The 23,259-nt window shown below is 73.1% G+C and carries 24 protein-coding genes; 15 read left to right on the top strand and 9 right to left on the bottom strand.

Going from position 1 to position 23,259, the window contains the following annotated elements:
- The first annotated feature begins 198 nt into the window (after positions 1–198).
- On the top strand, positions 199–1,188 hold the full coding sequence (locus tag MTP10_RS41945) for a chorismate mutase (RefSeq protein WP_397334454.1): 990 nt from the start codon (positions 199–201) through the stop codon (positions 1,186–1,188).
- A 39-nt stretch (positions 1,189–1,227) separates the two neighbouring features.
- On the opposite strand, the gene MTP10_RS12610 is transcribed toward MTP10_RS41945, so the two are convergent.
- Both MTP10_RS12610 and MTP10_RS12605 read right to left on the bottom strand, forming a co-directional pair.
- Positions 1,228–1,665 (bottom strand): hypothetical protein, encoded by a 438-nt coding sequence (locus MTP10_RS12610; protein ID WP_310709307.1) that lies wholly within the window; start codon positions 1,663–1,665, stop codon positions 1,228–1,230.
- 144 nt (positions 1,666–1,809) lie between these two features.
- The gene (locus MTP10_RS12605) at positions 1,810–2,361 is read right to left on the bottom strand and encodes a hypothetical protein (RefSeq protein WP_310709306.1); all 552 of its coding nucleotides are present in this window, start codon (positions 2,359–2,361) and stop codon (positions 1,810–1,812) included.
- Between the two features lie 176 nt (positions 2,362–2,537).
- Between MTP10_RS12605 and dnaE the strand changes: the two genes are divergently transcribed.
- Entirely contained in the window at positions 2,538–6,062 is a 3,525-nt protein-coding gene (gene dnaE / locus MTP10_RS12600) for a DNA polymerase III subunit alpha (RefSeq protein ID WP_310709305.1), read from the top strand.
- Positions 6,063–6,176: 114 nt separating this feature from the next.
- Positions 6,177–7,547 (top strand): amidase, encoded by a 1,371-nt coding sequence (locus MTP10_RS12595; protein ID WP_310709304.1) that lies wholly within the window; start codon positions 6,177–6,179, stop codon positions 7,545–7,547.
- A gap of 18 nt (positions 7,548–7,565) precedes the next feature.
- On the opposite strand, the gene MTP10_RS12590 is transcribed toward MTP10_RS12595, so the two are convergent.
- Entirely contained in the window at positions 7,566–8,078 is a 513-nt protein-coding gene (locus tag MTP10_RS12590; protein WP_310709303.1) for a hypothetical protein, read from the bottom strand.
- 121 nt (positions 8,079–8,199) lie between these two features.
- Between MTP10_RS12590 and murA the strand changes: the two genes are divergently transcribed.
- Both murA and MTP10_RS12580 read left to right on the top strand, forming a co-directional pair.
- Positions 8,200–9,510 (top strand): UDP-N-acetylglucosamine 1-carboxyvinyltransferase, encoded by a 1,311-nt coding sequence (murA, locus tag MTP10_RS12585; RefSeq protein WP_310709302.1) that lies wholly within the window; start codon positions 8,200–8,202, stop codon positions 9,508–9,510.
- 70 nt (positions 9,511–9,580) lie between these two features.
- Positions 9,581–11,977: a transglycosylase domain-containing protein gene (locus tag MTP10_RS12580; protein ID WP_310709301.1), complete on the top strand. Its 2,397-nt coding sequence runs from the start codon at positions 9,581–9,583 to the stop codon at positions 11,975–11,977.
- Positions 11,978–11,982: 5 nt separating this feature from the next.
- On the opposite strand, the gene ybaK is transcribed toward MTP10_RS12580, so the two are convergent.
- Positions 11,983–12,474, bottom strand: a complete 492-nt coding sequence (gene ybaK / locus MTP10_RS12575) for a Cys-tRNA(Pro) deacylase (protein WP_310709300.1) — start codon at positions 12,472–12,474, stop codon at positions 11,983–11,985.
- A 36-nt stretch (positions 12,475–12,510) separates the two neighbouring features.
- Positions 12,511–12,990, bottom strand: coding sequence for a nucleoside deaminase (locus MTP10_RS12570; RefSeq protein WP_310709299.1), 480 nt, complete (start codon positions 12,988–12,990; stop codon positions 12,511–12,513).
- 150 nt (positions 12,991–13,140) lie between these two features.
- Between MTP10_RS12570 and hisD the strand changes: the two genes are divergently transcribed.
- From hisD to hisF, 9 genes are all read left to right on the top strand, one after another.
- Positions 13,141–14,448: a histidinol dehydrogenase gene (gene hisD, locus MTP10_RS12565; protein WP_310709298.1), complete on the top strand. Its 1,308-nt coding sequence runs from the start codon at positions 13,141–13,143 to the stop codon at positions 14,446–14,448.
- Complete coding sequence (locus MTP10_RS12560) at positions 14,445–15,530, top strand: histidinol-phosphate transaminase (protein WP_397334452.1); 1,086 nt, start codon at positions 14,445–14,447, stop codon at positions 15,528–15,530. The genes hisD and MTP10_RS12560 overlap by 4 nt, the downstream gene beginning before the upstream one ends.
- Positions 15,527–16,120, top strand: coding sequence for an imidazoleglycerol-phosphate dehydratase HisB (gene hisB, locus MTP10_RS12555; protein WP_310709297.1), 594 nt, complete (start codon positions 15,527–15,529; stop codon positions 16,118–16,120). Before MTP10_RS12560 ends, hisB begins: the two co-directional genes overlap by 4 nt.
- Positions 16,117–16,272, top strand: coding sequence for a hypothetical protein (locus MTP10_RS12550; RefSeq protein ID WP_310709296.1), 156 nt, complete (start codon positions 16,117–16,119; stop codon positions 16,270–16,272). Before hisB ends, MTP10_RS12550 begins: the two co-directional genes overlap by 4 nt.
- Positions 16,266–16,898 (top strand): imidazole glycerol phosphate synthase subunit HisH, encoded by a 633-nt coding sequence (gene hisH / locus MTP10_RS12545; RefSeq protein WP_310709295.1) that lies wholly within the window; start codon positions 16,266–16,268, stop codon positions 16,896–16,898. Before MTP10_RS12550 ends, hisH begins: the two co-directional genes overlap by 7 nt.
- Positions 16,899–17,005: 107 nt before the next feature.
- Positions 17,006–17,335, top strand: coding sequence for a hypothetical protein (locus MTP10_RS12540; protein WP_310709294.1), 330 nt, complete (start codon positions 17,006–17,008; stop codon positions 17,333–17,335).
- A complete protein-coding gene (priA, locus tag MTP10_RS12535) occupies positions 17,335–18,063 on the top strand; it encodes a bifunctional 1-(5-phosphoribosyl)-5-((5-phosphoribosylamino)methylideneamino)imidazole-4-carboxamide isomerase/phosphoribosylanthranilate isomerase PriA (RefSeq protein ID WP_310709293.1) in 729 nt (242 codons plus the stop codon). The genes MTP10_RS12540 and priA overlap by 1 nt, the downstream gene beginning before the upstream one ends.
- 20 nt (positions 18,064–18,083) lie before the next feature.
- A complete protein-coding gene (locus MTP10_RS12530) occupies positions 18,084–18,479 on the top strand; it encodes a Rid family hydrolase (protein ID WP_310709491.1) in 396 nt (131 codons plus the stop codon).
- Positions 18,476–19,237: an imidazole glycerol phosphate synthase subunit HisF gene (gene hisF / locus MTP10_RS12525; RefSeq protein WP_310709292.1), complete on the top strand. Its 762-nt coding sequence runs from the start codon at positions 18,476–18,478 to the stop codon at positions 19,235–19,237. Before MTP10_RS12530 ends, hisF begins: the two co-directional genes overlap by 4 nt.
- 160 nt (positions 19,238–19,397) lie before the next feature.
- Here hisF and MTP10_RS12520 read toward each other — a convergent pair whose 3' ends face one another.
- The 4 genes from MTP10_RS12520 to MTP10_RS12505 form a co-directional block, all read right to left on the bottom strand.
- The gene (locus MTP10_RS12520; RefSeq protein ID WP_310709291.1) at positions 19,398–20,759 is read right to left on the bottom strand and encodes a glutamine synthetase family protein; all 1,362 of its coding nucleotides are present in this window, start codon (positions 20,757–20,759) and stop codon (positions 19,398–19,400) included.
- A gap of 61 nt (positions 20,760–20,820) precedes the next feature.
- On the bottom strand, positions 20,821–20,982 hold the full coding sequence (locus MTP10_RS12515; protein WP_175588658.1) for a hypothetical protein: 162 nt from the start codon (positions 20,980–20,982) through the stop codon (positions 20,821–20,823).
- A gap of 103 nt (positions 20,983–21,085) precedes the next feature.
- On the bottom strand, positions 21,086–21,553 hold the full coding sequence (locus tag MTP10_RS12510) for an ABA4-like family protein (protein WP_310709290.1): 468 nt from the start codon (positions 21,551–21,553) through the stop codon (positions 21,086–21,088).
- A complete protein-coding gene (locus MTP10_RS12505; protein WP_310709289.1) occupies positions 21,550–22,518 on the bottom strand; it encodes a hypothetical protein in 969 nt (322 codons plus the stop codon). Before MTP10_RS12505 ends, MTP10_RS12510 begins: the two co-directional genes overlap by 4 nt.
- Before the next feature lie 93 nt (positions 22,519–22,611).
- On the opposite strand from MTP10_RS12505, the gene MTP10_RS12500 reads away from it, so the two are divergent.
- Positions 22,612–23,235 (top strand): MerR family transcriptional regulator, encoded by a 624-nt coding sequence (locus MTP10_RS12500; RefSeq protein ID WP_310709490.1) that lies wholly within the window; start codon positions 22,612–22,614, stop codon positions 23,233–23,235.
- Positions 23,236–23,259: the final 24 nt, after the last annotated feature.

The following is a 23,259-nucleotide window of genomic DNA, read 5'->3' as shown; positions in this document are numbered from 1 at the left end:
GTGAGAACGGGAGTCCAGCAGGTGGAGAGCGGGTGTAGGGTTCCGGACATGACTTGTCGCCACGCGTTTACCGAGCCGGCTCCGGGAGAGCCGGTCGTGAGCTAGCGACCACCTGGAGTCGGCACAGGCAGAGACGCCTCGTCTCTGCCTTTTTCGTTTCGCCGGCTCCGGCGAGCCGGCCCTGCATGAGGAGCCGAGATGTCATCGACCTTGGAGCACCGCGTGGTCGCGCTGGGCGGGACCCGCGTGGGCGCCGGGCCCGCCGTGGTGGTCGCCGGCCGGATCAGCCTGCGTGCCCGTCCCGTCGTTTCCGGCGGCCCGGCGCCGTCCCTCCAGGAGGCGGTCGCGGCGGCCCGATGGCGGGGAGAACGGCAGGGTGACCAGTGGGGTGAACGGCCGGGGAGCCGTGGGGGAGAGGCGCCGCCGGGGCGGGAGGCCCGGGCTCCCCTGGTCGAGCCGGCGGACGCCGGCGACCTGCCCGCCATCGCGGAGCGCGCGGACGGCGTGGTGGTCGGCGCCTCCTGGACCCGCGACATCCCCCTCGTGCGCGGGGCGGCGGCCCTCGGCATGCCCGTCGTGGTGGAGCGGCGGCCCTCGGCGTCGCTGGAGGAGTGGCTCGCGCTGGCCGACTACTGCGCGCTGGAGGGCAGCGGCGAGGTGATCCTGTGCGAGGGGGGCCGGCTGGACCTGGGGCTGCTGCGGGCGGCCCGGGAGGCGTCGGGGCGCCCGGTGCTGGCGGACGTGACGGGCGCGCCGGGCCTGTCGGCGGCGGCGGTCGCGGCGGGGGCGGACGGGCTCGTCCTGGGCGGTCTCCCCGCGGCGCCGGACCCGTCCGCGCCGGGTGTCGTGGACGCGGAGGAGTTGCGGGCCGCGAGGGAGGCGGTGACGCTCGTGGGGGCGCTCCTGCGGCCTGAGGCGCCCGCCACGCTGCCGGAGTGCCGGGAGGCGATCGACCGGGTGGACGCGGCCCTGGCGACGCTCCTTGAGCGGCGTGCCGCGCTGGCCGGCGTCGTGCAGACGCTCAAGCCGGTCGGCGGCTTCGCGGGTCGCGACCCGGAGCGCGAGCGGTCGCTGGTCGCGCGGATGGCCCGCCGCGCCCCCGGACTGGGCGAGGAGCGGCTGGCGGCCGTCATGAACGCGGTCATCGAGGCGGGCCTCCACCTGGCCGAGGAGCGCCGCCGCCCGTGACGACCCGGCCCGCGACGAGGCCGGGCCGGTGCGGCCGGGTCAGGGCCGGGTGAGGACGAGGTTGTTCATCGGGCGGCCCGGGCCCGTGACGATCTGGCGGTCGACCAGCTCGGCGAGGCGCCGGTAGCCCTCGCCCGTCGGGTGGAAGCTGCGGCCGTCCACCCGCAGCTCCTTCACGTGCACGATGAGCCGGTTGAGGTACGGCCGGGCGGTGCCCGCCTCGTGGCCGTCGAACGCGTCGTAGGCGTCCACGAACTCCACGCTCCCCGGCCCGCCGAACGCGGCGACGGCCCGGTCGAGACCCAGCGCCGCCTCCCGCATGACGTCGTTCAGCCGGCGGGTGACGCCGTTGAGCCAGAGCTGGTCCTCGGGACTGAGGTTCTCCACCCGGTCGGCCGGGCGGGCGGGGAACGGCCTCGGGTAGCCGAGCACGACGATCCGGGCCCGCGGCGCTCTGACGCGCAGCTCCCGCAGCACCCCGAGCAGGCTCTCCCGCAGCCCGGCGACCCCGCCGGGCCACCTCGCCGTCCTGGTCCACGCACGCCGACGACCAGGGCAGCTTGACGATGCACGCGGTCAGCACGCGGGCGAACCCGGCGTCGTTGCCGCCGATGGTGACCGTCACCAGGCTGGTCGAGGGCTCCACCCGGGCGACCTGGGGGCGCTGCCCGTACTGGCCCCGGAGGAGTTGGCCGGTGGTGGCGCCGCTGCACGCCCAGAACCCCGCGCCGCCGCCGAAGCGGTGGGCGCCCGCGACCAGCGGCACGTACGAGCCCTGCGCGCGGTGGCAGCGGGCCGCGCCCTCCCCGGCCGGCTCGCCGCCCGGGTCCCCGGCGTTCCCGCCGGGCTCGGCCGGGGCGTACACACGCCCTCGCCGGAGGAGTACGAGTCGCCCAGGCCCGCGTAGGAGCCGCTCAGCGCCACCTGCACGGCCGTCAGCCGGGTCGCCCGCGGCAGGCTGCCCGCCGGTGGCGCCGTGGCGGGACAGCCCGCCTGGAGCGCCGCGCAGGCGAGCCGCTCGTACACCCCGAGCGGCAGCCCCGCGACGGCCAGCAGCGCGCCGAGGACCGCGGCCGCGACCATGGAGGCGAGGGGAACGGCGGGGACGATGCGGGTGATGCGGACGTTCCTGCGCCTCTCCAGCCCGGCCTCCCCGAACGCGACGACCCCCACGCCGGTCCGGACGCATCGGTCGGAGCACCCCGTTCCGCCGGCCCGCACGAGCAGCGTAACCCGCGCCGCGCGCCGCGGCACGGCCGCGAACGGAAGCCTGGCGCAGGGGTAGGCGGGCTGTCGGCGGGGAGCATGGAGGTCGGGGGCGTAGAACATCAGGCGGGAGGCGCCGCTCCATGCCGTCCAGCGACTCGTTCGTCCATCTGCACGTGCACACCGAGTACTCCATGCTCGACGGGGCCGCGCGGCTGAAGCAGATCTTCGAGCGGGCCGGCGAGCTGGGCATGCCCGCGATCGCGATCACCGACCACGGCAACATGCACGGCGCCCACGACTTCTACACGCAGGCGACCGCGGCGGGCGTCAAGCCGGTCATCGGCATCGAGGCCTACGTGGCGCCGGAGCTGCGCCACGGCAAGGAGCCGGTCCTGTGGGGCGAGCCGTACCAGAGGAAGGACGACGTCTCCGCGGGCGGCCACTACACCCACCTGACCATCTGGGCGCGCGACAGGACCGGCCTGCACAACCTCATGAAGCTCAGCTCGCGCGCCTACACCGAGGGCCTCGTCCGCAGGTGGCCGCGGATGGACGCGGAGCTCCTCGCCGAGCACGCCGGCGGTCTGATGGCCACCACCGGCTGCCCCTCCGGCGAGGTGCAGACCAGGCTCAGGCTGGGCCAGTACGACGAGGCGCTGAAGGCCGCCGCGAAGTACCAGGAGATCTTCGGCAAGGACGGCTTCTTCCTGGAGATCATGGACCACGGCCTCGACATCGAGCGCCGGGTCCGTGACGGGCTGACCCGCATCAGCCGCGACCTGGACATCCCGCCGCTGGTCACCAACGACTCCCACTACACCTACGCGTCCGACGCCGCGTCCCACGACGCCCTCCTGTGCGTCCGGACGGGCAAACGCCTGTCCGACCCCGACCGGTTCCGGTTCGAGGGCAGCGGCTACTCCATCAGGTCCGCCGACGAGATGCGCGCCGTCGACTCCTCCGAGCTGTGGGCCGAGGGCTGCCGCAACACGCTGCTGGTGGCCGAGAAGGTCGATCCGGCCGGGTTCTTCGCGGTCAAGAACCTGATGCCGGCCTTCCCCGTCCCCGACGGGATGACGGAGGAGGCGTACTTCCGGCAGGAGGTCCGCAAGGGCCTGGAGCGCCGCTTCCCCGGCGGCGTGGACGGGGAGCACCGCGCCCGGGCGGAGAAGGAGCTCGGCGTCATCCTCCGGATGGGCTTCCCGAGCTACTTCCTCGTGGTGGCCGACGTCACCATGTGGGCCAAGAGCAACGGCATCCGCGTCGGCCCCGGCCGGGGCTCGGCGGCCGGCTCCCTGGTGGCCTACGCGCTGGGCATCACCGACCTCGACCCCATCCCGCACGGCCTGATCTTCGAGCGCTTCCTCAACCCCGAGCGCGTCTCCATGCCCGACGTGGACATCGACTTCGACGAGCGCCGGCGGGCCGACGTGATCCGGTACGTGACCGAGAAGTGGGGCGCCGGCAAGGTCGCCATGATCGTCACGTTCGGCACCATCAAGGCGAAGGCCGCCGTCAAGGACGCCGGTCGCGTCCTCGGCCACCCCTACGCGCTCGGCGACCGCGTGTCCAAGGCGTTCCCTCCGGCGGTGATGGGCAGGGACATCCCGCTGTCGGGCATCCTCGACAAGGACCACCCGCGGTACGCCGAGGCCGGCGAGCTGCGCAGGCTCTACGAGGAGGACGCCGAGGTCAAGGCGACGATCGACCTCGGCAGGGGCCTGGAGGGCCTGATCCGGCAGACCGGCGTGCACGCCGCCGGCGTCATCCTGTCGGCCGAGGCGCTGACCGACCACATCCCGATCATGCGCCGCGACTCCGACGGCGCGATCGTCACGCAGTTCGACCATCCGACCTGCGAGACGCTCGGCCTGCTGAAGATGGACTTCCTGGGCCTGCGCAACCTCACGGTCATCGACGACTGCCTCAAGGCCGTCCAGGCCACCACCGGCGAGCGGATCGAGCTGCTCGGCCTGCCGCTCGACGACGCCAGGACGTACGAGCTGCTGGCGCGCGGCGACACGCTCGGCGTCTTCCAGCTCGACGGCGCCGGCATGCGCTCGCTCATGCGGCTGATGCGTCCCGACGGCTTCGAGGACATCTCCGCCGCCCTCGCGCTCCACCGCCCCGGCCCGATGGGCGCCGGCTCGCACACCAACTACGCGCTGCGCAAGAACGGCGTGCAGGAGATCGTCCCGATCCACCCCGAGTTGGAGGAGCCGCTCAGGGACATCCTCGACACGACCTACGGCCTGATCGTCTATCAGGAGCAGGTCATGGCCATCGCGCAGAAGGTCGCCGGCTACTCGCCGGGCGGCGCGGACCTGCTGCGCCGCGCCATGGGCAAGAAGAAGAAGGCGGAGCTGGACCGGCAGTACGAGTCCTTCGAGAAGGGCATGCGGGACGACGGCTTCTCGGCCGCCGCCGTCAAGGCCCTGTGGGACGTCCTGCTGCCGTTCTCCGACTACGCCTTCAACAAGGCGCACACCGCCGGCTACGGCCTCGTCGCCTACTGGACCGCCTACCTGAAGGCCAACCACCCGGCCGCGTACATGGCGGCGCTGCTGACCAGCGTCAAGGACGACAAGGACAAGTCGGCCCTCTACCTCCACGAGTGCCGCCGCATGGGCATCAAGGTGTTCCCGCCGGACGTCAACGACTCCGACTCCGACTTCACCCCGCGCGGCACCGGCATCCGCTTCGGTCTGTCGGCGGTGCGCAACGTCGGCGGCGACGTCGTGGACGGCATCATCGCGGCGCGCGAGGAGAAGGGCCGCTTCACCGACTTCAAGGACTTCCTGCGCAAGGTGCCCGCGATCGTCTGCAACAAGCGGGTGATCGAGTCGCTGATCAAGGCGGGCGCGTTCGACTCGTTCGGGCACGTGCGCAAGGGCCTGGTCATGGTGCACGAGCAGGCCGTCGACGCGATCGTCGGCATCAAGAGGAACGAGGCCGCCGGGCAGGACCCCCTGTTCGGCGCGGCCGGCGGCGAGGATCGGACCCTCGACGTGCAGATCCCGGTGGGAGAGTGGGACAAGAACACGCTCCTGCGGTTCGAGCGGGAGATGCTCGGCCTGTACGTGTCGGACCACCCGCTGTCCGGCGTGGAGCACGTCCTGGCCTCCGGCGCCGACTGCACGATCGCCGCCCTGCAGGACGAGAGCCGGTCCGACGGGCAGATCGTCACCGTGGGCGGCATCCTCAGCGGCCTCCAGCGGAGGATCACCAGGAGGGGCGACACCTGGGTGCTGACCCGGCTGGAGGACCTCGAAGGCTCGATCGAGATCATGATCTTCCCGTCGGCCCACCGGCTCTGCTCGACGATCCTGGCCGAGGACGCGATCGTCCTCGTCAAGGGCCGCATCGACCGGCGTGAGGACGTCGCCAAGCTCGTCGCCATGGAGGTGACGGCGCCCGACCTCACCCAGGAGGCGGGCGGCCCGCTGCTGGTCAGCCTGCCGCTCGACCGGTGCACGCCGCCGGTCGTGGCCCGGTTGAAGGAGATCCTCGCCGCCCACCCCGGCGCCTCCGAGGTGCGCCTCCAGGTGCGCGACGGTCCGAGGACGACGGTCATGCGGGTGGCGGACCGGCTGCGGGTGACGCGGTCGCCGGCCCTGACGGGCGAGCTCAAGGAGCTGCTGGGCCCGGCCTGCCTCGGCGGCTGACCCCCCGCGCCCCGAGCCGGGGGCGGCGGGAGGGCAGGAGCTGATAGAACGGCGGCGGCGAGTCGGTGAGGCTCGCCGTGGTCCGCCGGTGGCGGGGTGGGGCAGGATCGGAGGGTGACCGAACTGCACTACCTCACCGCCGCCGAGATGGCCCGGCTGGTCCGCGCCCGGCAGGTGAGCGCCGTCGAGCTGCTCCAGGCGTGCCTCGACCGGATCGAGCAGGTCAACCCCCGGGTGAACGCCGTCGTCACCCTGGCCGCCGAGCAGGCCATGGACGCCGCCAAGGCGGCCGACGCGACCGAGCCGCAGGGGCCGCTGCACGGCGTCCCGGTGGCGCACAAGGACCTGGTCGACACGGCCGGCATCCGCACCACGTACGGCTCGCCCCACTACGCCGGCCACGTGCCCGGCGCCGACGACCTGATCGTGCGCCGGCTCCGGCACGCCGGCGCGATCACCGTGGGCAAGACCAACACCCCCGAGTTCGGCACCGGCTCCCACACGGTCAACGAGGTGTTCGGCGCCACCCGCAACCCGTACGATCTGTCCCGCTCGGCGGGCGGCAGCAGCGGCGGCGCGGCGGCGGCGCTGGCCGCCGGGATGGTGCCGCTCGCCGACGGCTCCGACATGGGCGGCTCCCTGCGCAACCCGGCCTCGTTCTGCAACGTCGTGGGGCTGCGGCCCACCCCCGGCCGGGTGCCCGAACCCTCCGACGTGGCGGCCTGGTACACCCTGGCGGTCCAGGGGCCGATGGCGCGCACGGTCGGCGACGTGACGCTGATGCTGTCGGCCATCGCCGGGTTCGACCCGCGCTCGCCGTTCGCGATCATGGAGAGGTTCGCCCCGGACCCGGAGGAGGGCGTCGCCGGGCTGCGGGTGGCCTGGAGTCCCGACCTGGGCGGCCTGCCGGTGGACCCGGCGACGACGGCGGTCACGGCGACCGCGCCCGCCGTATTCGAGCGGCTGGGGGCGCGGGTGGAGCGGGTGGAGCTGGACCTGTCCGACGCCGAGGACGCCTTCCGCGTGTACCGGGCCTGGTACTACGCCCTGGCGTTCGGCGACCTGACCGGACTCGGCCCGAACACGAGCTGGAACGTCGAGCGGGGACGGCAGGTCACCGGCGCCGACCTGGCCCGCGCCGAGCGGCTGCGCAGCGGTCTCTACCAGCGCATGGCCGGCTTCTTCGACACCTACGACGTGCTCATAGCGCCGGTCAGCCAGGTGCCGCCGTTCCCGGTCGAGGAGCCGTACGTCAGGCGGATCGACGGCGTGGAGATGCCCGACTACCTGGCCTGGATGCGCTCGGCGTACTGGATCAGCGTGCTGCACGCGCCGGCCGCGTCGGTTCCGGCCGGCTTCACCGAGAACGGGCTGCCGGTGGGCGTGCAGATCGTCGGGCGGCCGTTCGCCGACGCCCAGGTGCTGCGCGTGGCCGCCGCGTTCGAGCGGGCGACCGGGCACGGCCTGCGCCGCCCACCCCTGTGAACGCCGCCGGCGGCCGCCTCAGCCGCCGAGCCCGTACGGGGTGCGCAGGGGCGACTCGCGGTAGCCGTGCATGCCCTCCATCAGGCCGAAGATCGCCACCGCGCACAGCGGCCAGGCCACCAGCACGCCCCTGGCGGTCAGCCGGAGCGACCCGGCGACCACCTGCGCCCCCGGCACGGCGGCGGCCTCCACGGTCACCGCTCCGAGCGTGAAGGTCGAGCCCACCCACAACGTCACGAACGCCGCCAGCACCCCGCCGGCGCACAGCGCGAGCAGCACGGGAAGCTGGACGCGGCGGCTGAGGAACCAACCGGCCGCGCCGCAGAGCACTCCCAGCCCGCCCGTGACGACCGCGAACCAGCCGTCGGCGGCGATCAGCGCCTGCGTGGCCGGGTCGGCCAGGATCGGCCCCTGCCTCGTCACCTCGTACGGGGCGCGCGGGGAGAGCGCCGACCACAGCAGCCCGGCGAGCACGGCGAGCCCGGCGAGGGCGAGGACGGTGACCGCGAACGCCCGCACTTGCCTCGCCACGCGATTCCCCCTCAGCCGTGCTCGCGAAAGCCGTGCTCCCGAGATTCGGGCTCCCGAAACTCGGGCTCCTGAACCGGATCACCGGACCAGGTTGATGGTATCTCCCGGTTAGGCTCGCTTCGTGAATCATGACGAGGTCTGGCTGATCGATCCTTCCGGCCCGCTGCGCGGGGACGTGGAGGTGCGCGGCTCCAAGAACGCGGTCTCCAAGCACATGGTCGCCGCCATGCTGGGCGACGGTGAGAGCACGATCCAGAACGCCCCGGAGGTGGGCGAGGTCGGCATCACCGCGGCCATGCTGGAGTCCCTCGGCATCCATGTGGAGATCACCGAGAAGGAGATCCGCGTCGCGCCGGGCGCCGAGATCCGGCCGCGCGTGCCGGACGCGTTCACCGGGCTGAACCGCATCCCGATCCTCATGCTCGGCCCGCTGCTGCACCTGGCCGGCGAGGCGTTCGTGCCGCTGGTCGGCGGCGACCCCATCGGGCGGCGGCCGGTCAACTTCCACGTCGAGGCGCTGCGCGCGATGGGCGCCGAGGTCGAGGTGGGCGACGGCGGCATCTTCGCCAAGGCCAAGCGGCTGCGCGGCACCCGCCTGGAGCTGCCGTACCCGAGCGTGGGCGCCACCGAGACGATCCTCATGTCGGCCGTGCTGGCCGAGGGCAAGACCGTGGTGAAGAACGCCGCCATGGAGCCGGAGGTCGTCGAGCTGGCCCTGTTCCTGCAGCGGATGGGCGCCCGGATCGAGCTCTCGCCGGACCGCCGGATCGTCATCGAGGGCGTCGAGCGGCTGCGCGGCGCGTCGATCTGGCTGGCCGGCGACCGCATCGAGGCGTTCTCGTACCTGGCGGCGGGGCTGATCACCGGGGGAGAGGTGCGGGTGCACGGCTGCCCGCAGGACCGGCTGGTCACGGCGATCACCACGCTCGCCCGGATGGGCGCCCGCTTCGACATCAACGACGAGTACCTGTGCGCCACCGCGCCGCCCGAGGGGCTGCGCTCGGCGGCCGTGCAGACCGACACCCATCCGGGCTTCATGACCGACTGGCAGACGCCGCTCATGGTGCTGTTCACGCAGAGTCAGGGCATGTCGGTGCTGCACGAGACGGTCTTCGAGAACCGCCTGGTGTACGTGCCGGCGCTGCAGCGGATGGGCTGCGAGATCGAGGTGTTCGACCAGTGCCTCGGCGGCCCCGCCTGCCGCTACCACGACACCAACGCCCGGCACTCGGCGGTCGTGCGCGGCGTGTCCAAGCTCACGGGCGCCGACGTGACGCTGCCCGACATCCGGGCGGGCTTCTCCGCGGTGCTGGCCGCGGCCGTGGCCGACGGGACGTCCACGTTGCGCGGCGTGCACCACATCGTGCGCGGTTACCACAAGCCGTTCGAGCAGTTCGTGTCGCTGGGTCTGAACATCCGCCGCGAACAGTAAAGGTGTCGGCTCCCCGGGTTTGCCGAGGAGCCGGTCGCCGCAGATCGTGTGCGTGAGAGTGTTGCGATGCGTGAGCGCGCTGGGGCTCGTGGGAGCGCTCTGCGGGGTGCTGGCCGCCTCCCTGGTCGCCCCCGCCGTCAGCGGTGCGGGGCTCGCCGCCAAGAGCGTCGCGCACACGTTCGTGGACCTGCCGCCGGCGCCGCGCGAGGAGCCGCTGTCCCAGGTGACCCGGCTGCTGGACCGCAACGGCAAGCCGTTCGCGCAGTTCTACCAGGCCAACCGGCGGGCGGTGCCGCTCTCCCGGGTGGCCCCCGTGATGCGCCAGGCCATCGTCGCGATCGAGGACGCCCGCTTCTACGAGCACGGCGGCCTGGACGTGCGCGGCACGCTCCGGGCGCTGCTCACCAACACCCAGGCGGGCGGCATCCGGCAGGGCGGCTCCTCGCTCACCCAGCAGCTCGTGAAGAACATCCTGGTCGAGAGCGCCAGGACGGACGACGAGCGCGACCGGGCGCGGGCGCCCAACCTCAGCCGCAAGATCACCGAGCTGCGCCTGGCGCTGGCGATGGAGCAGAAGTACAGCAAGGACCAGATCCTGGAGAGGTACCTGAACATCGCCTACTTCGGCGCCGGCGCGCACGGCGTGGAGGCGGCGGCCAGGCGGTTCTTCTCCACCACGGCCGCGGACCTCACCCTGACGCAGGCGGCCACGCTGGCCGGCGCGGTCCGCATGCCGTACTCCACCGACCCGTCGATCGGCGCGGCGCAGCGGGCGCGGCTGAAGGAGCGGCGCGACCTCGTGCTCGACCGGATGGCCGAGCTGCACATGGTGGACGCGCGGGCGGCCGCCGCCGCCAAGGCGACCCCGCTCGACATCCAGCTGCGGCCCGAGCCCGGCGGCTGCGCGCAGAGCGCCTACCCGTTCTACTGCCTGTACGTCCAGCGGGAGCTGCTCACCAACGTGGCGTTCGGCGCCACCGCGGCGGAGCGGCGCTCCCGGCTCGCCACCGGCGGGCTGGTGATCAGGACGGCGCTGGACCCGGTGGCGCAGCGGGCGGCCGAGCGGGCGATCCGCGCGCGGGTGAGCCCGAGGGACACCGAGGTGGCCGCCGAGGCCATGGTGGAGCCGGGCACGGGGCGGATCCGGGCGATGGCGGCCAGCAAGGACTTCGGCCGCAACCCCGGTGACCGCAAGAACGGGTCGCGGACGACGTTCAACCTGGTGGCCGACATGGCGCACGGCGGGGGAATGGGGCTGCAGGCCGGCTCCACGTTCAAGGCGTTCACGCTGGCGACCGCGCTCCAGCAGGGATGGCGCTTCGACCAGGGCTACGAGACGCCGGGCGTGCTCGTGCCGTCGCAGGGCTACCGCGACTGCCGCGGCCGGCCCGTGAACGCGCCCGGCGTGCGGGTGCACAACGCCAGCGGGGAGGGCGAGGGCGGCCCGTACAGCCTGTCCACCGGCACGTGGAAGTCGGTCAACATCTTCTACATGATGCTGGAGCGCAAGGTCGGCCTGTGCAACGTGGTGCGGACCGCCAAGGCCCTCGGCATCACCCGGGCCGACGGCCGGCCGCTGCGCGAGGTGCCGACGTTCACGCTGGGCGTCAACGAGATGGACCCGGTGACGGTGGCGGCGGCGTTCGCGGCGTTCGCGGCGCGCGGCAGGTACTGCCGGCCGCAGGCCATCGTGGAGATCGCCGGCCGTGACGGGCGGAGCACCCGCGTGCGGCCCACCTGCGAGCAGGCGCTCGACCGCAAGGTGGCCGACGCCGTCAACCACGTGCTCCAGGGCGTGTTCGACAAGGGCACGATGACCGGGCAGGGCATCGGCCGCCCGGCCGCCGGCAAGACGGGCACGAACAACGGCTACACCTCGGCCTGGTTCGCCGGCTACACGCCGGACCTGGCGGCGGCGGTCAGCGTAGGGGACATCCGGGGTTCCTACCGGTTCCCGCTGCAGAATGTGGAGATCGGCGGCCAGTACTACGGGTCGGTCCAGGGGGCGTCGCTGCCGGGGCCGATCTGGGTGGACTCGATGGAGTCGGCCCTGCGCGACACCCCACCCGGCGACTTCCACGGTCCTGACATGTCACGCTTCGGCGGTGGTTTCACGCCGGGGCTGAAGGAGGCCGAGGAGGCGGAGAAGATGCGGGCCATGGTCCGCAGGCAGCGTCAATGGCTGCGGTGGGCGCGCCGCAACGGCCACCTGCTGTGGCCGCCCGGCACGAACGTGCTCGGCGAGCAGAGGCCGGACGGCCGCGCGCACCGGCCGGGCCGGTCGGGAACCGTCCCCGTGCGGCCGGGCGCGACAGGAACCGTTCCTGTGCGGCCGGGCGGGACGGGAAACGTCCCCGTGCGGCCGGGGCGGACGGGGACCGTGCCCGTCAGGCCGGGGGCCGCCGTTCCGGGGGCGCCGGTGCCCGCGCCCGCTCCCGGCTCCGGGGCGGGGACCGTACCGAGGTAGGAAAGTCAGCGCTTGGCGATCGGGGAGGTCACGGCGCGGGTGAGCGCGATGAGGTTGGCCGGGGCGGTCTCGATCTGCAACCCCCGCCGGCCCGCCGAGAAGTAGATCGTCCCGAAGTCCAGCGCGGAGGAGTCCACCACCGTCGGCAGCTGCTTGCGCTGCCCGAGCGGGCTGATCCCGCCCACGACGTAGCCGGTCACCCGCTCCACCTTCGCCGCGTCGGCCATGGCGGCGCGCTTGCCGCCGAGGGCGGAGGCCAGGGCCTTGAGGTCGAGCCTGCCCGCGACCGGCACCACCGCCACCGCGAGGCCGCTCTCCACCTCGGCCACCAGCGTCTTGAAGATCCGCTCGTACGGCACGCCGAGCGCGTCGGCGGCCTCCTCGCCGTACGCCTGGGCGGCGGGGTCGTGGTCGTACGGATGGAGGCTGAACTCGGCCTTGGCCTTGGTCAGCGCCACCGTGGCCGGGGTTCCCCCCGGCGCCTTCGCCTTGCCCACGTCTGCCCCTTCCCGTGATCTACTTTGTAAAGGCGCTCAGCCGGCGCGGTGGAACCTGCGGTGCAACTCGCGTACCTCCTCGTCGAGCCCCGGGACCGGCCCCTCGACCACGACCCGCGGCGCGACCTCGGACACCGGCAGGGGACGCACCGGCGGCTCCGGCACGCCCAGCTCGCTCAGCCAGCCCACGAGCTGCGCCGACGAGGCGACGTACACGATGCGGCCGAGCCCGACCCAGCCGTGCGCGGCGGCGCACATGGGGCAGTGCTCGCCGGAGGTGTAGACGGTCGCGGCGGCGCGCTCCTCCGGCGTCAGGTGGGCGGCCGACCAGCGCGCCAGCTCGAACTCCGGATGCCTCGTGTGGTCGCCCCCGGCCACCCGGTTGTGGTCCTCGGCGAGCACCTCGCCGTCGCCGGACACGAGCACGGAGCCGAACGGCTCGTCGCCCACGGCCAGGGCCTCGGCGGCCAGCTCCACACAGCGGCGCAGGTGCCGCAGCTCGTTCTCCATCACCATGAGAGCTCCATCACCATGACCGGCCTCTTGCATTCCCGGCCTCTCGAATCGGGGGTCATGGTATCGGCCGGTTCGAGGCTTGACGTGATCTGGATGTCCGGATGGTGGACGGAAGAGGATCCACGGGTGGGACTCCGTAGACTGGGGTGCGTGATTTCCCGTATCGACTTGCGCGGTTCCCTGCCGGGAGACCTGCGCGACGTGCTGCCCCGCGCCGAGCTCGACGTCGAGGCCGCCCTGGACAAGGTGCGGCTCATCTGCGACGAGGTCCGCCATCGCGGGGCCGCGGCCGTGCGGGAGCTGACCGCCAGGTTCGACGGCGTGGAGATCGAGCACGCGCGGGTTCCGCGTGAGGCGCTGCGTGAGGCGCTCGCCGGGCTGCGGCCCGAGGTGCGGGCGGCGCTGGAGGAGTCGATCCGCCGGACCCGGCTGGTCCACCGCGACCAGCGGCGCGCCGACGTGACGACGCAGGTGGTGCCGGGCGGCACGGTCACCGAGCGGTGGGTGCCGGTCGAGCGCGTGGGCCTGTACGTGCCGGGCGGCCGGGCGGTCTACCCGTCCAGCGTGGTGATGAACGTCGTGCCCGCGCAGGAGGCCGGGGTGCCGTCGCTGGCGGTGACGAGCCCGGCGCAGAAGGACTTCGGCGGGCTGCCGCACCCGACGATCCTGGCGGCGTGCGAGCTGCTGGGCGTGGACGAGGTGTACGCGGTGGGCGGCGCCCAGGCGGTGGCCATGTTCGCGTACGGCACGGAGGAGTGCCCGTCGGCCACCCTGGTGACCGGGCCGGGCAACATCTGGGTGGCGGCGGCCAAGCGGCTGCTCAAGGGCCGTATCGGCATCGACTCCGAGGCCGGGCCGACGGAGATCGCGATCCTGGCCGACGAGACGGCCGATCCGGTGCACGTGGCGGCCGACCTGATCAGCCAGGCCGAGCACGACGTGATCGCGGCCGCGGTGCTGGTGACCGACAGCGTGGAGCTGGCCGAGGCGGTGGAGAGGGAGCTGCCGGGCCAGGTGGAGGCGACCAAGCACTCCGAGCGGATCGCCGAGGCGCTGCGCGGCCGGCAGTCCGGGATCGTGCTGGTGGACGGCCTCGACGAGGGCGTGGAGGTGGTCAACGCCTACGCGGCCGAGCACCTGGAGATCCACACGGCCGACGCGGCGGCGGTGGCGGCGCGGATCCGCAACGCCGGCGCGATCTTCGTGGGCACGTACGCGCCGGTGTCGCTGGGCGACTACCTGGCGGGGTCCAACCACGTGCTGCCGACCGGCGGCTGCGCCTGTCACTCCAGCGGGCTGTCGGTGCAGACGTTCCTGCGGGGCATCCACGTGGTCGACTACACCCGCGAGGCGCTGGCCGGCGCGGCCGCGCACGTGTCGGTGCTGGCTGACGCCGAGGACCTGCCGGCGCACGGCGCGGCCGTGCGGGCGCGCTTCGGTTGGGGGATCCCCTCATGACGCCGCACGACATGACGTTGAACGATCTGCCGATCAGGGACGACCTCCGGGGCAGGACGCCGTACGGCGCGCCCCAGATCGACGTGCCGGTGCGGCTCAACACCAACGAGAATCCGTATCCGCCCTCCCCGGAGCTGGTCGAGGACCTGGCCGGGGAGGTGCGCGGCGGGGCGGGCGCGCTCAACCGCTACCCCGACCGTGACGCGCTGGAGCTGCGCGCCGACCTGGCGGGTTATCTGGGGCACGGGCTCGACGCGAGCCGGGTGTGGGCGGCCAACGGCTCCAACGAGGTGCTCCAGCAGATCCTGCAGGCGTTCGGCGGTTACGGCCGGACGGCGCTGGGGTTCGAGCCGTCGTACTCGATGCACCCGATCATCACGACGGGCACGAGCACGGAGTGGATCGGGGGCGCGCGGGAGGACGACTTCTCGCTCGACCCGGCCAAGGCGGCGGCCGCGGTGGAGGAGCACCGGCCGGACATCGTGTTCCTGACCTCGCCGAACAACCCGACCGGCACCGCCCTGCCGCTGGAGACGATCGCCAGGGTGCTGGAGGCGGCCCCGGGCATGGTGGTGGTGGACGAGGCGTACGCGGAGTTCGCGCGTGAGGGCACGCCGTCGGCGCTGAGCCTGCTGCCGTCGCACCCGCGGCTGATCGTGACCAGGACCATGTCGAAGGCGTTCGCGATGGCGGGCACCCGGCTCGGTTACCTGGCGGCCCACCCGGCGGTGGTGGAGGCGCTGCTGCTGGTGCGCCTGCCGTACCACCTGTCGACGCTGACGCAGGCGGCGGCCCGGGTGGCGCTGCGGCATCGCGCGGAGCTGCTGGGCACGGTGGACGCGCTGCGCCGCGAGCGTGACGCCACGGTGGAGTGGCTGCGCGGCAAGGGCTTGACGGTGGCCGACTCCGACGCCAACTTCGTGTTGTTCGGGAGATTTTCCGAGCGCCGTGCGGTCTGGGAGGGCCTGCTGGCGAGGGGCGTGCTCATCCGTGAGGTGGGGCCGCCGGAGTGGCTTCGCGTGTCGATCGGCACCGGCGAGGAGATGGCGGCGTTCCGTGCCGCTCTGGAGGGGGTTCTGTGAGTCGGGTCGGCCGCGTGGAGCGTGTGACGAAGGAGACGTCGGTCCTGGTCGAGGTGGGTCTCGACGGCACCGGGCGGGTGGACGTGGCGACCGGCGTGGGGTTCTTCGACCACATGCTGGCGCAGCTCGGCAAGCACGGGCTGTTCGACCTGACGGTCAAGACCGAGGGTGACCTGCACATCGACGCGCACCACACCATCGAGGACACGGCGCTGGCCCTGGGCGCGGCGTTCCGCGAGGCGCTGGGCGACAAGTCGGGCATCAGGCGGTTCGGTAGCGCGTCGTGCCCGCTGGACGAGTCGCTCGCCCAGGTGACGGTCGACCTGTCCGGCCGGCCGTACCTCGTGCACTCCGAGCCCGAGGGCATGGCGCCGATGATCGGCCCCGAGTACGACACGACGATGACCCGCCACATCCTGGAGTCCCTGGTCGCGCAGGCGGCGATCTGCCTGCACGTCCACGTCCCGTACGGGCGCAACGCCCATCACATCGTCGAGGCCCAGTTCAAGGCCCTGGCCAGGGCGCTGCGCGAGGCGTCCGAGCTGGACCCGCGCGCGACGGGGGTGCCGAGCACCAAGGGCGTCCTGTGAGTGACAACACGCTGGCCATCGTGATGGTGTTCATCGGGCTGTTCCTGGTCGGCGGTGTGTTCTCGCTGTTCAGGCAGGGGCTCAAGGTGGGCGCGGCCGTCTGCGCGGTCGGTGCGGTGCTGGCGATCACGGCGGGGGTGATGTGGTGGTGAAGCGCGTGGTGGTGCTCGACTACGGGTCGGGCAATCTGCGCTCGGCCGAGCGGGCGCTGGCCCGGGTCGGCGCCGACGTGACCGTGACGTCCGACCTGGACGCGGCGATGGAGGCCGACGGCCTGGTCGTGCCCGGTGTCGGGGCGTTCGCGGCGTGCATGGCGGGGCTGCGGGGGGTGCGCGGCGAGCGCGCCGTCGGCCGTCGCCTGGCCGGCGGGCGGCCGGTGCTGGGCATCTGCGTGGGCATGCAGATCCTGTTCGCCAAGGGGGTCGAGCACGGCGTCGAGACCGAGGGCTGCGGCGAGTGGCCGGGCACGGTCGAGCCGCTGGAGGCCCCGGTGCTGCCGCACATGGGGTGGAACACGGTCAAGGCGCCCGAGGGCAGCGTGCTGTTCCGCGGGCTGGACGCCGACACGCGGTTCTACTTCGTCCACTCCTACGGTGTGCGCGAGTGGGAGCTGCGGCCCGGCGACGGGTTCGCCGAGCCGCTGGTGACGTGGGCCGAGCACGGCGTGCCGTTCGTGGCCGCCGCCGAGAACGGTCCCCTCATGGCCACCCAGTTCCACCCGGAGAAGTCCGGTGACGCGGGCGCCGCGTTGCTGACCAACTGGCTCGGCGTCCTGTGAGCGACGGCCGCGCACCTTCCCGGGTGAGAGGCCCCGGTCCATGAGTGCCGTGATTCGTCGGTGCTGTGCCGTGAGTCCTGGTGCCGTGAGTCGTGGTGCCGTGAGTCGTGAGTAAGGAGCGGGCGCGCCGCCGCGCCGAGCGCGAGGCCGGGCGGGAGCGCGCCGCGCGGCGCAACGAGGAGCGCCAGTCGCGCGCCTCCCGCCGCCGCGCACTCGTGGCCCGCCTCACGCCCCGCCCGGTGCGGATCGCCCGTCAGGGCGGCCTGCTCGCCCGCCGCCGCCGTGTCCAGAACACTGTCGTGGCGATCGCGTTCGCGCTCGTCCAAGTGGTGGTATGGGTCGTGTGGGGGTCCCCGGCCGTCAGCTTCGGCGCCCTCGTCCTGTCCCTGTTGCTCGTCCCTGTTGTCGTGACCCTTGCCTTCGACCGGAGGATCTGATGTCGCTCGTACTCCTTCCCGCCGTGGACGTCGCGGACGGCCAGGCCGTACGCCTGGTCCAGGGTGAGGCCGGGACCGAGACCGGCTACGGCGAGCCGCTGGCCGCCGCGCTGGCCTGGCAGGAGGCCGGGGCGGAGTGGATCCATCTGGTCGACCTCGACGCCGCGTTCGGCCGGGGCTCCAACCGGGAGCTGATCACCGATCTGATCGGCCGGCTGGACGTGAACGTGGAGCTGTCCGGCGGCATCCGCGACGACGAGTCGCTGGCCGCCGCCCTGGCCACCGGGTGCCGACGGGTGAACATCGGCACGGCCGCCCTGGAGAACCCCGAATGGTGCCGCAAGATCATCGCCGAGCACGGCGACCGGATCGCGGTCGGCCTGGACGTGCGCGGCACCACGCTGGCGGCGCGCGGCTGGACCGAGGAGGGCGGCGACCTGTGGGAGGTGCTGGACCGGCTGGAGGCCGACGGCTGCCCTCGCTACGTCGTCACCGACGTCACCAAGGACGGCACGCTGCGCGGACCCAACCTCGACCTGCTGCGCCAGGTGTGCGCCCGCACCGACAGGCCGGTCGTCGCCAGTGGAGGCGTCTCCTCCCTGGAGGACCTGGTCGCGCTGTCGGGCCTCGTGCCTGACGGCGTGGAGGGTGCGATCGTAGGCAGGGCGCTGTACGCCCAGGCGTTCACACTGGAGAGCGCCTTGGCCGCGGTGCGCGGTAGAGGGTAGGAGGGGCCGTGGTGAGCAGCATGAGCATGGAGAGCACCGGTTCGCGGGTGTTTTCGGGCGGCGTGTGGGAGGAGCGTTACGGCTATTCCCGGGCGGTCGTCGTCGGGGACCGGGTCATCGTGTCGGGCTGCACCGCCACGATCGACGGCGAGGTGCGGTACGTGGGCGACGCCTACCGGCAGAGCCTGACGGCCATCGGCATCGCGGTGGACGCGGTGGAGCTGGCCGGACTGACCAAGGAGGACGTGGTGATGGTGCGCTACTACGTGGTGGACCAGCGCCACTTCGACCTGGTCGGCCAGGCGATCGGGGAGGTGTTCGGCGAGGTCCGCCCCGCCTGCACGGGCGTGCGGGTCGCCGGGCTGGTGGACCCGCGGATGCTCGTCGAGGTCGAGATCGAGGCGGTGCGCGCATGACCGTGGCCGTCAGGGTGATCCCCTGCCTGGACGTCGACGCGGGCCGGGTGGTCAAGGGCGTCAACTTCGCCAACCTGCGCGACGCGGGCGACCCCGTCGAGCTGGCCAGGCGCTACGACGCCGAGGGCGCCGACGAGCTGACCTTCCTCGACATCACCGCCTCCTCCGGCGAGCGGGACACGATGCTGGACGTCGTCCGCCGGACGGCGGAGCAGGTGTTCATCCCGCTGACCGTGGGCGGCGGCATCCGCGCGGTCGAGGACGTCGACCGGCTGCTGCGGGCGGGGGCCGACAAGGTCTCGCTCAACACCGCGGCCATCGCCCGGCCGGAGCTGCTGACCGAGGCGTCGCGGCGGTTCGGCGCGCAGTGCGTGGTGCTGTCGGTCGACGCGCGCCGCGCGCCGGGCACGCCGAGCGGGTTCGAGGTGACCACGCACGGCGGGCGGCGCGGCACGGGCATCGACGCGGTGGAGTGGGCGGCGCGCGGCGAGGAGCTGGGCGTGGGCGAGATCCTGCTCAACTCGATGGACGGTGACGGCACCCGCGAGGGCTACGACCTGGAGATGCTGCGGGCGGTGCGGGCCGTGGTGCGCGTGCCGGTGATCGCCAGCGGCGGCGCGGGCCGGCTGGAGGACTTCCCGCCGGCGGTGGAGGCGGGCGCGGACGCGGTGCTGGCGGCGTCGGTCTTCCACTTCGGGACCCTCAAGATCGCGGATGTGAAGGAGACGCTCCGCACGGCGGGCCACCCGGTGCGCTAGACGCGGGCCGTCCGGCCGGGCGTTCCGGGGTGAGCCCCCGGGGCCCCGGCGCGGGCCTCGGCGTGCGGGCACGACGCCATCGCGGTGCGCGGGGGAGAGGCCGCGACGCCTCACAGGGACCGGGGCGGGGCGCCTCACAGGGACCCGGGGGCGGGGCGCCTCAGAAGACCTTCATGTGCTGGAACAGCTCGTACGCCTCGTCCATGGCCGCGAACGCGGCCGCCTCGGAGCGTTTGACCGCCAGGTAGGCGCTGCCCCGCAGCGGGCCGAGCGCCTCCATGAGGACCTCGTCGGCCTCCAGCGCGTCCAGCGCCTCGTCCAGCGACGCCGGCAGCCGCGGGTAGCGTCCCGGCCGGGTGTCGGGGTCCACGTCGACCGACTCGCCCGGGTCGAGCCTGCGGCGCAGCCCGTCGAGGCCGGCGTGGATGACGGCCCCGAGCGACAGGTAGGGGTTGGCCGAGGAGTCGGACGGCTTGAGCTCCAGGTTGGGCTCGCCGGTCTCGCCCAGGGGTGAGCAGATCCGTACGGCCGCCTCCCGGTTGTCGGGCCCGTGGACGGCGTACGCGCCGGCCCAGGAGCGCGGCGCCAGGCGGCGGAAGCCGTTGACGGTGCCGCAGGTGAGGGCGGTCAGGGCGGGCAGGTGGGCGAGCAGCCCGCCGACGAAGGACTCCAGCTCCCCGCCGTCGCCGGCGAACACGTTGGTGGTCCCCCGCCACAGGGACAGGTGCAGGTGGGCGCCGTTGCCCGCCTGCTCGGCGAGGGGCTTGGGAGCCAGCGTGGCCCACATGGACATGCGCAGCGCCACGCCGCGCACGGTCTCGCGGTAGAGGACGTGGTTGTCGGCGGCGCGCAGCGCGGGGGCGTGCCTGATCGACAGCTCCTGCTGGCCCGGGCCGAGCTCGGGGTGGTAGTGCTCGACCCGGAGGCCCTGCGTCTCCAGGGCCCGGATGAGCTTGATCGTGTAGTCGTGGGCCGTGTCGAACCCGGTGCCGGCGTAGCAGAGGGTGTCGTCGATCGGCACGATCCGGTCGGGGCCGCCGGCGGGGTCGGGCAGGCGCCGCCCGAGTGTGAACTCCGGCTCGAACGCGGCCATCAGGGTGTAGCCCTCGGCGGCCAGGGCGTCGATCGCGTCCTTGAGGAACGTGCGCGGGCAGGCCTCCCACGGGGAGCCGTCCTGCCGCCGCAGATCGGAGAGCATCGCGGCGGCGCCCGGTGCGTAGGGGAGCGGGACGTACGTCGTGGGGTCGGGGACGATGCGCACCTCGCCCACCGGACCCATGTGCTCGACGTCCTGCAACTGGTCGAGCATGTTCATCGCCATCATGGCCACCGTGTGCCCGATGCCCGTGGTGAGGCGCTCGGCCAGCCGTGACCGGGACGCCGCCTTGCCGCGGATCACCCCGCCGTGGTCGGCGTACAGGAAGCGGACGAGCTCGACACCTTCGAGCTCGGCCCGCTCCAGGACGCGCCGCACGTGGGGATCAGGCTGGATGATCTTGGTGGCGGTCGGGCGATCTCTCATCCTGCCTGCGTAACACGTTCCGCCGGTACGGGGAAGCGTCCAACGCAGACAGGTGTCCCGCTCACGCTAGAACATTGGTAAAGAAGACGGCCAACTGGTTGGCACCATGGACAATTCCGTCGAACACGCCGTTGACCGCGGACGCGGCCTGGGCCGGCCGGGTGAACAGGTAGAAGATCACGAACGCCACGAGCACGTAAGTGGCTACCTTCTTGACCTGCATGGGGGCCTCCTGCAGTCCATTCCCAGCCGTATATACCCGGATCTGGGCGATCACTGGCATCTTCTATGAAGATGTTCTTGATCCTAACCGGGGGGCTTCCTTCTCACGCCATGCTAGTGATCTCGGGCCCTGTCGCGGAGGTCTCAGAGTTGTTGCCCCCGAACGGCAGGCGCAGCAGGAGGTAGACCGGCAGCCCGATCGGCGACAGCAGGATGGTCAGGATCATGACCGGGGCCATGAGCAGCGGGTGCACGCCCCGCTCCCTGCTGTCCAGGTAGATCCAGCGGCCGAGGAACAGGTCCCAGGCGATGATCTGGGCCCACAGCGCGGCCAGGGCCTCGGGGGTGGCGACGAGGGCCGTGAGACCCGCCAGGGACGGCCTGGTCACGACCGGCCAGACGGCGCCGAGCACGGGCACCAGCAGGACCAGGTTCACCGCCAGGGCGGGCAGCACGATGAGCGGGGAGGCGGCCACCCTCCGGGTGAGCGACCAGGCGGGGGCGAGGATCATCAGCGCCCAGAACGGCGCGGCGGCGCAGAAGCTGAGGTCGAACAGGGCCGCGGTGCTCATCGGACGGCCTCCACGGCGGCGGTGGTGGCGGCGGGGGCGGGGCTGGTGGTGGCGGTTCGCGTCGTGGACCGGCCGGGGGCACGGGTCGAGGCTGCCGCCCCGGCGAGCCCCAGCACGACCAGGACGCCCGCCGCGGCCAGGGTGGGCCCGTCGGGGCGCACCAGCGACTGGCCGCGCAGCGCCTGCCACAGGACGAGCGCGAACCCCCCGGCGTACGGGCCGCCCGCCGTGAGCGTCAGGCCCTGCCGTACGCGCTCGGGGGCGAGGACGGGGAAGCGGCGGGACAGGGCGGCGAGCGCGAGCGGCAGCAGCGGAAGGAGCTGGAGGGCGTGCATGCCGACGAAGTGCGGCACGCGCAGGTCGCCGGCGACGACGCTCCAGCCGAGGAGGGGCAGGCCGGGCCCGCCGTCGGGCGCGCTGACGGTGTGGGCGCCGATGACGCCGCCGGCGAGGCTCTGGCCGGGACGGGGGCCGAGCATGAGGCCGCCGCTCGCGAGGCCCAGCGTGGAGATCACCAGCCCGAAGCGCACGGCCCAGGTGGAGGGCCCGTCGGCCTGGCGGTCGAGGAGCACGGCGACGGCGGCGACGATGTTGGCCACCATGAGGCCGATGATCATGACGCCCATGACGCCGAAGAGCGCGGAGTCGAAGGGAGTGGCGGCGTTGAAGTGGCTGCGGTGCGCGCGGGCCGCCTGGAAGGTGATGACCGCGACCTCGGCGACGCCGGCCACCGCGAGGACGGTGCCGGCCCGGCGGCCCCAGCGGCGGTCGCGGCGCTGCAGGGAGAGCAGCCAGGCCCAGGTGAAGGAGTAGACGGCGACGGACATGGCGAACTTCAGCGGCTTGGCCCAGACGGGCATGCCGTCGAGCGTGCGGTCGTCCAGGACGAGCGCGACCGCGGTGGCCGCGGCCAGGACGGACATGAGCCCCGCCGAGACCATCAGCGGTCGGTGCCAGTGCGACACGGGGTCTCCTCGATATAGATAGCGGATAGTGTCACTCTCTACTATCTATAGCTAAACTCTCCACTAACCACAAGAGGGGAGTCATACGTGCGCATGGCGGAGCTGAGCGCGGACACCGGAGTGCCCGTACCGACGATCAAGTACTACCTGCGGGAGGGGCTGCTGCCCCCTGGGCGGCCGGTGGGCCGCAACCAGGCCGAGTACGGCACCGCGCACGTCCGGCGGCTCAAGCTCGTCCGCGCGCTGGCCGAGTACGGCGGCCTGAGCATCGCCGCGATCCGCGAGCTGGTCCAGCACCTGGACGACCCGGACACCAGCGGCAACGACCTGCTGGGGCTGGGCCAGCTCACGGTCACCGCCCGGCAGGAGCCCCAGCCGGGGCCGCACCTGGAGGAGGCCCGCCGGATCCTCGACGACATCTGCGCCCGCCACGGGTGGAAGGACATGCGCGACCACCCCGCGTACGCCACGGTGGTGGGAGTGATCGCCAGCCTGCAGGATCTCGGCCGCGAGGACATGCTCGGCGTGCTGCCCGAGTACGCCGCCGCCGCCGAGCGGATCGCCGAGGCGGACATGACCGTCGTCGGCGACCTGAGCGACCGGGAGCGGGCGCTGGAGGTGGTGGTGCTCGGCACGCTCGTGGGCGACACCCTGCTCACGGGGCTGCGCCGGCTCGCCCAGGCGCACGTCGCGCTGCGCGCCTACGGGGAGGACTGAGACAGGGTCCGCGGGGGCCGGGGG

The sequence above is a fragment of the Nonomuraea sp. 3-1Str genome (assembly GCF_031570565.1).
Classification (GTDB): Bacteria; Actinomycetota; Actinomycetes; order Streptosporangiales; family Streptosporangiaceae; genus Nonomuraea.
The sequence above is the reverse complement of the archived record's forward strand: the minus strand, read 5'-3'. Positions and strand labels throughout refer to the sequence as shown.

What these genes read in the sequence shown, in the direction of transcription:
- MTP10_RS12570 (WP_310709299.1), bottom strand. Translation starts at nt 12,990, where the DNA reads ATGGTGATGGAGAACGAGCTGCGGCACCTGCGCCGCTGTGTGGAGCTG.
- hisF (WP_310709292.1), top strand. Translation starts at nt 18,476, where the DNA reads ATGACCGTGGCCGTCAGGGTGATCCCCTGCCTGGACGTCGACGCGGGC.
- dnaE (WP_310709305.1), top strand. Translation starts at nt 2,538, where the DNA reads ATGCCGTCCAGCGACTCGTTCGTCCATCTGCACGTGCACACCGAGTAC.
- MTP10_RS12500 (WP_310709490.1), top strand. Translation starts at nt 22,612, where the DNA reads ATGGCGGAGCTGAGCGCGGACACCGGAGTGCCCGTACCGACGATCAAG.
- MTP10_RS12510 (WP_310709290.1), bottom strand. Translation starts at nt 21,553, where the DNA reads ATGAGCACCGCGGCCCTGTTCGACCTCAGCTTCTGCGCCGCCGCGCCG.
- MTP10_RS12520 (WP_310709291.1), bottom strand. Translation starts at nt 20,759, where the DNA reads ATGAGAGATCGCCCGACCGCCACCAAGATCATCCAGCCTGATCCCCAC.
- MTP10_RS12515 (WP_175588658.1), bottom strand. Translation starts at nt 20,982, where the DNA reads ATGCAGGTCAAGAAGGTAGCCACTTACGTGCTCGTGGCGTTCGTGATC.
- priA (WP_310709293.1), top strand. Translation starts at nt 17,335, where the DNA reads ATGTCGCTCGTACTCCTTCCCGCCGTGGACGTCGCGGACGGCCAGGCC.
- MTP10_RS12560 (WP_397334452.1), top strand. Translation starts at nt 14,445, where the DNA reads ATGACGCCGCACGACATGACGTTGAACGATCTGCCGATCAGGGACGAC.
- MTP10_RS12530 (WP_310709491.1), top strand. Translation starts at nt 18,084, where the DNA reads ATGAGCATGGAGAGCACCGGTTCGCGGGTGTTTTCGGGCGGCGTGTGG.
- MTP10_RS41945 (WP_397334454.1), top strand. Translation starts at nt 199, where the DNA reads ATGTCATCGACCTTGGAGCACCGCGTGGTCGCGCTGGGCGGGACCCGC.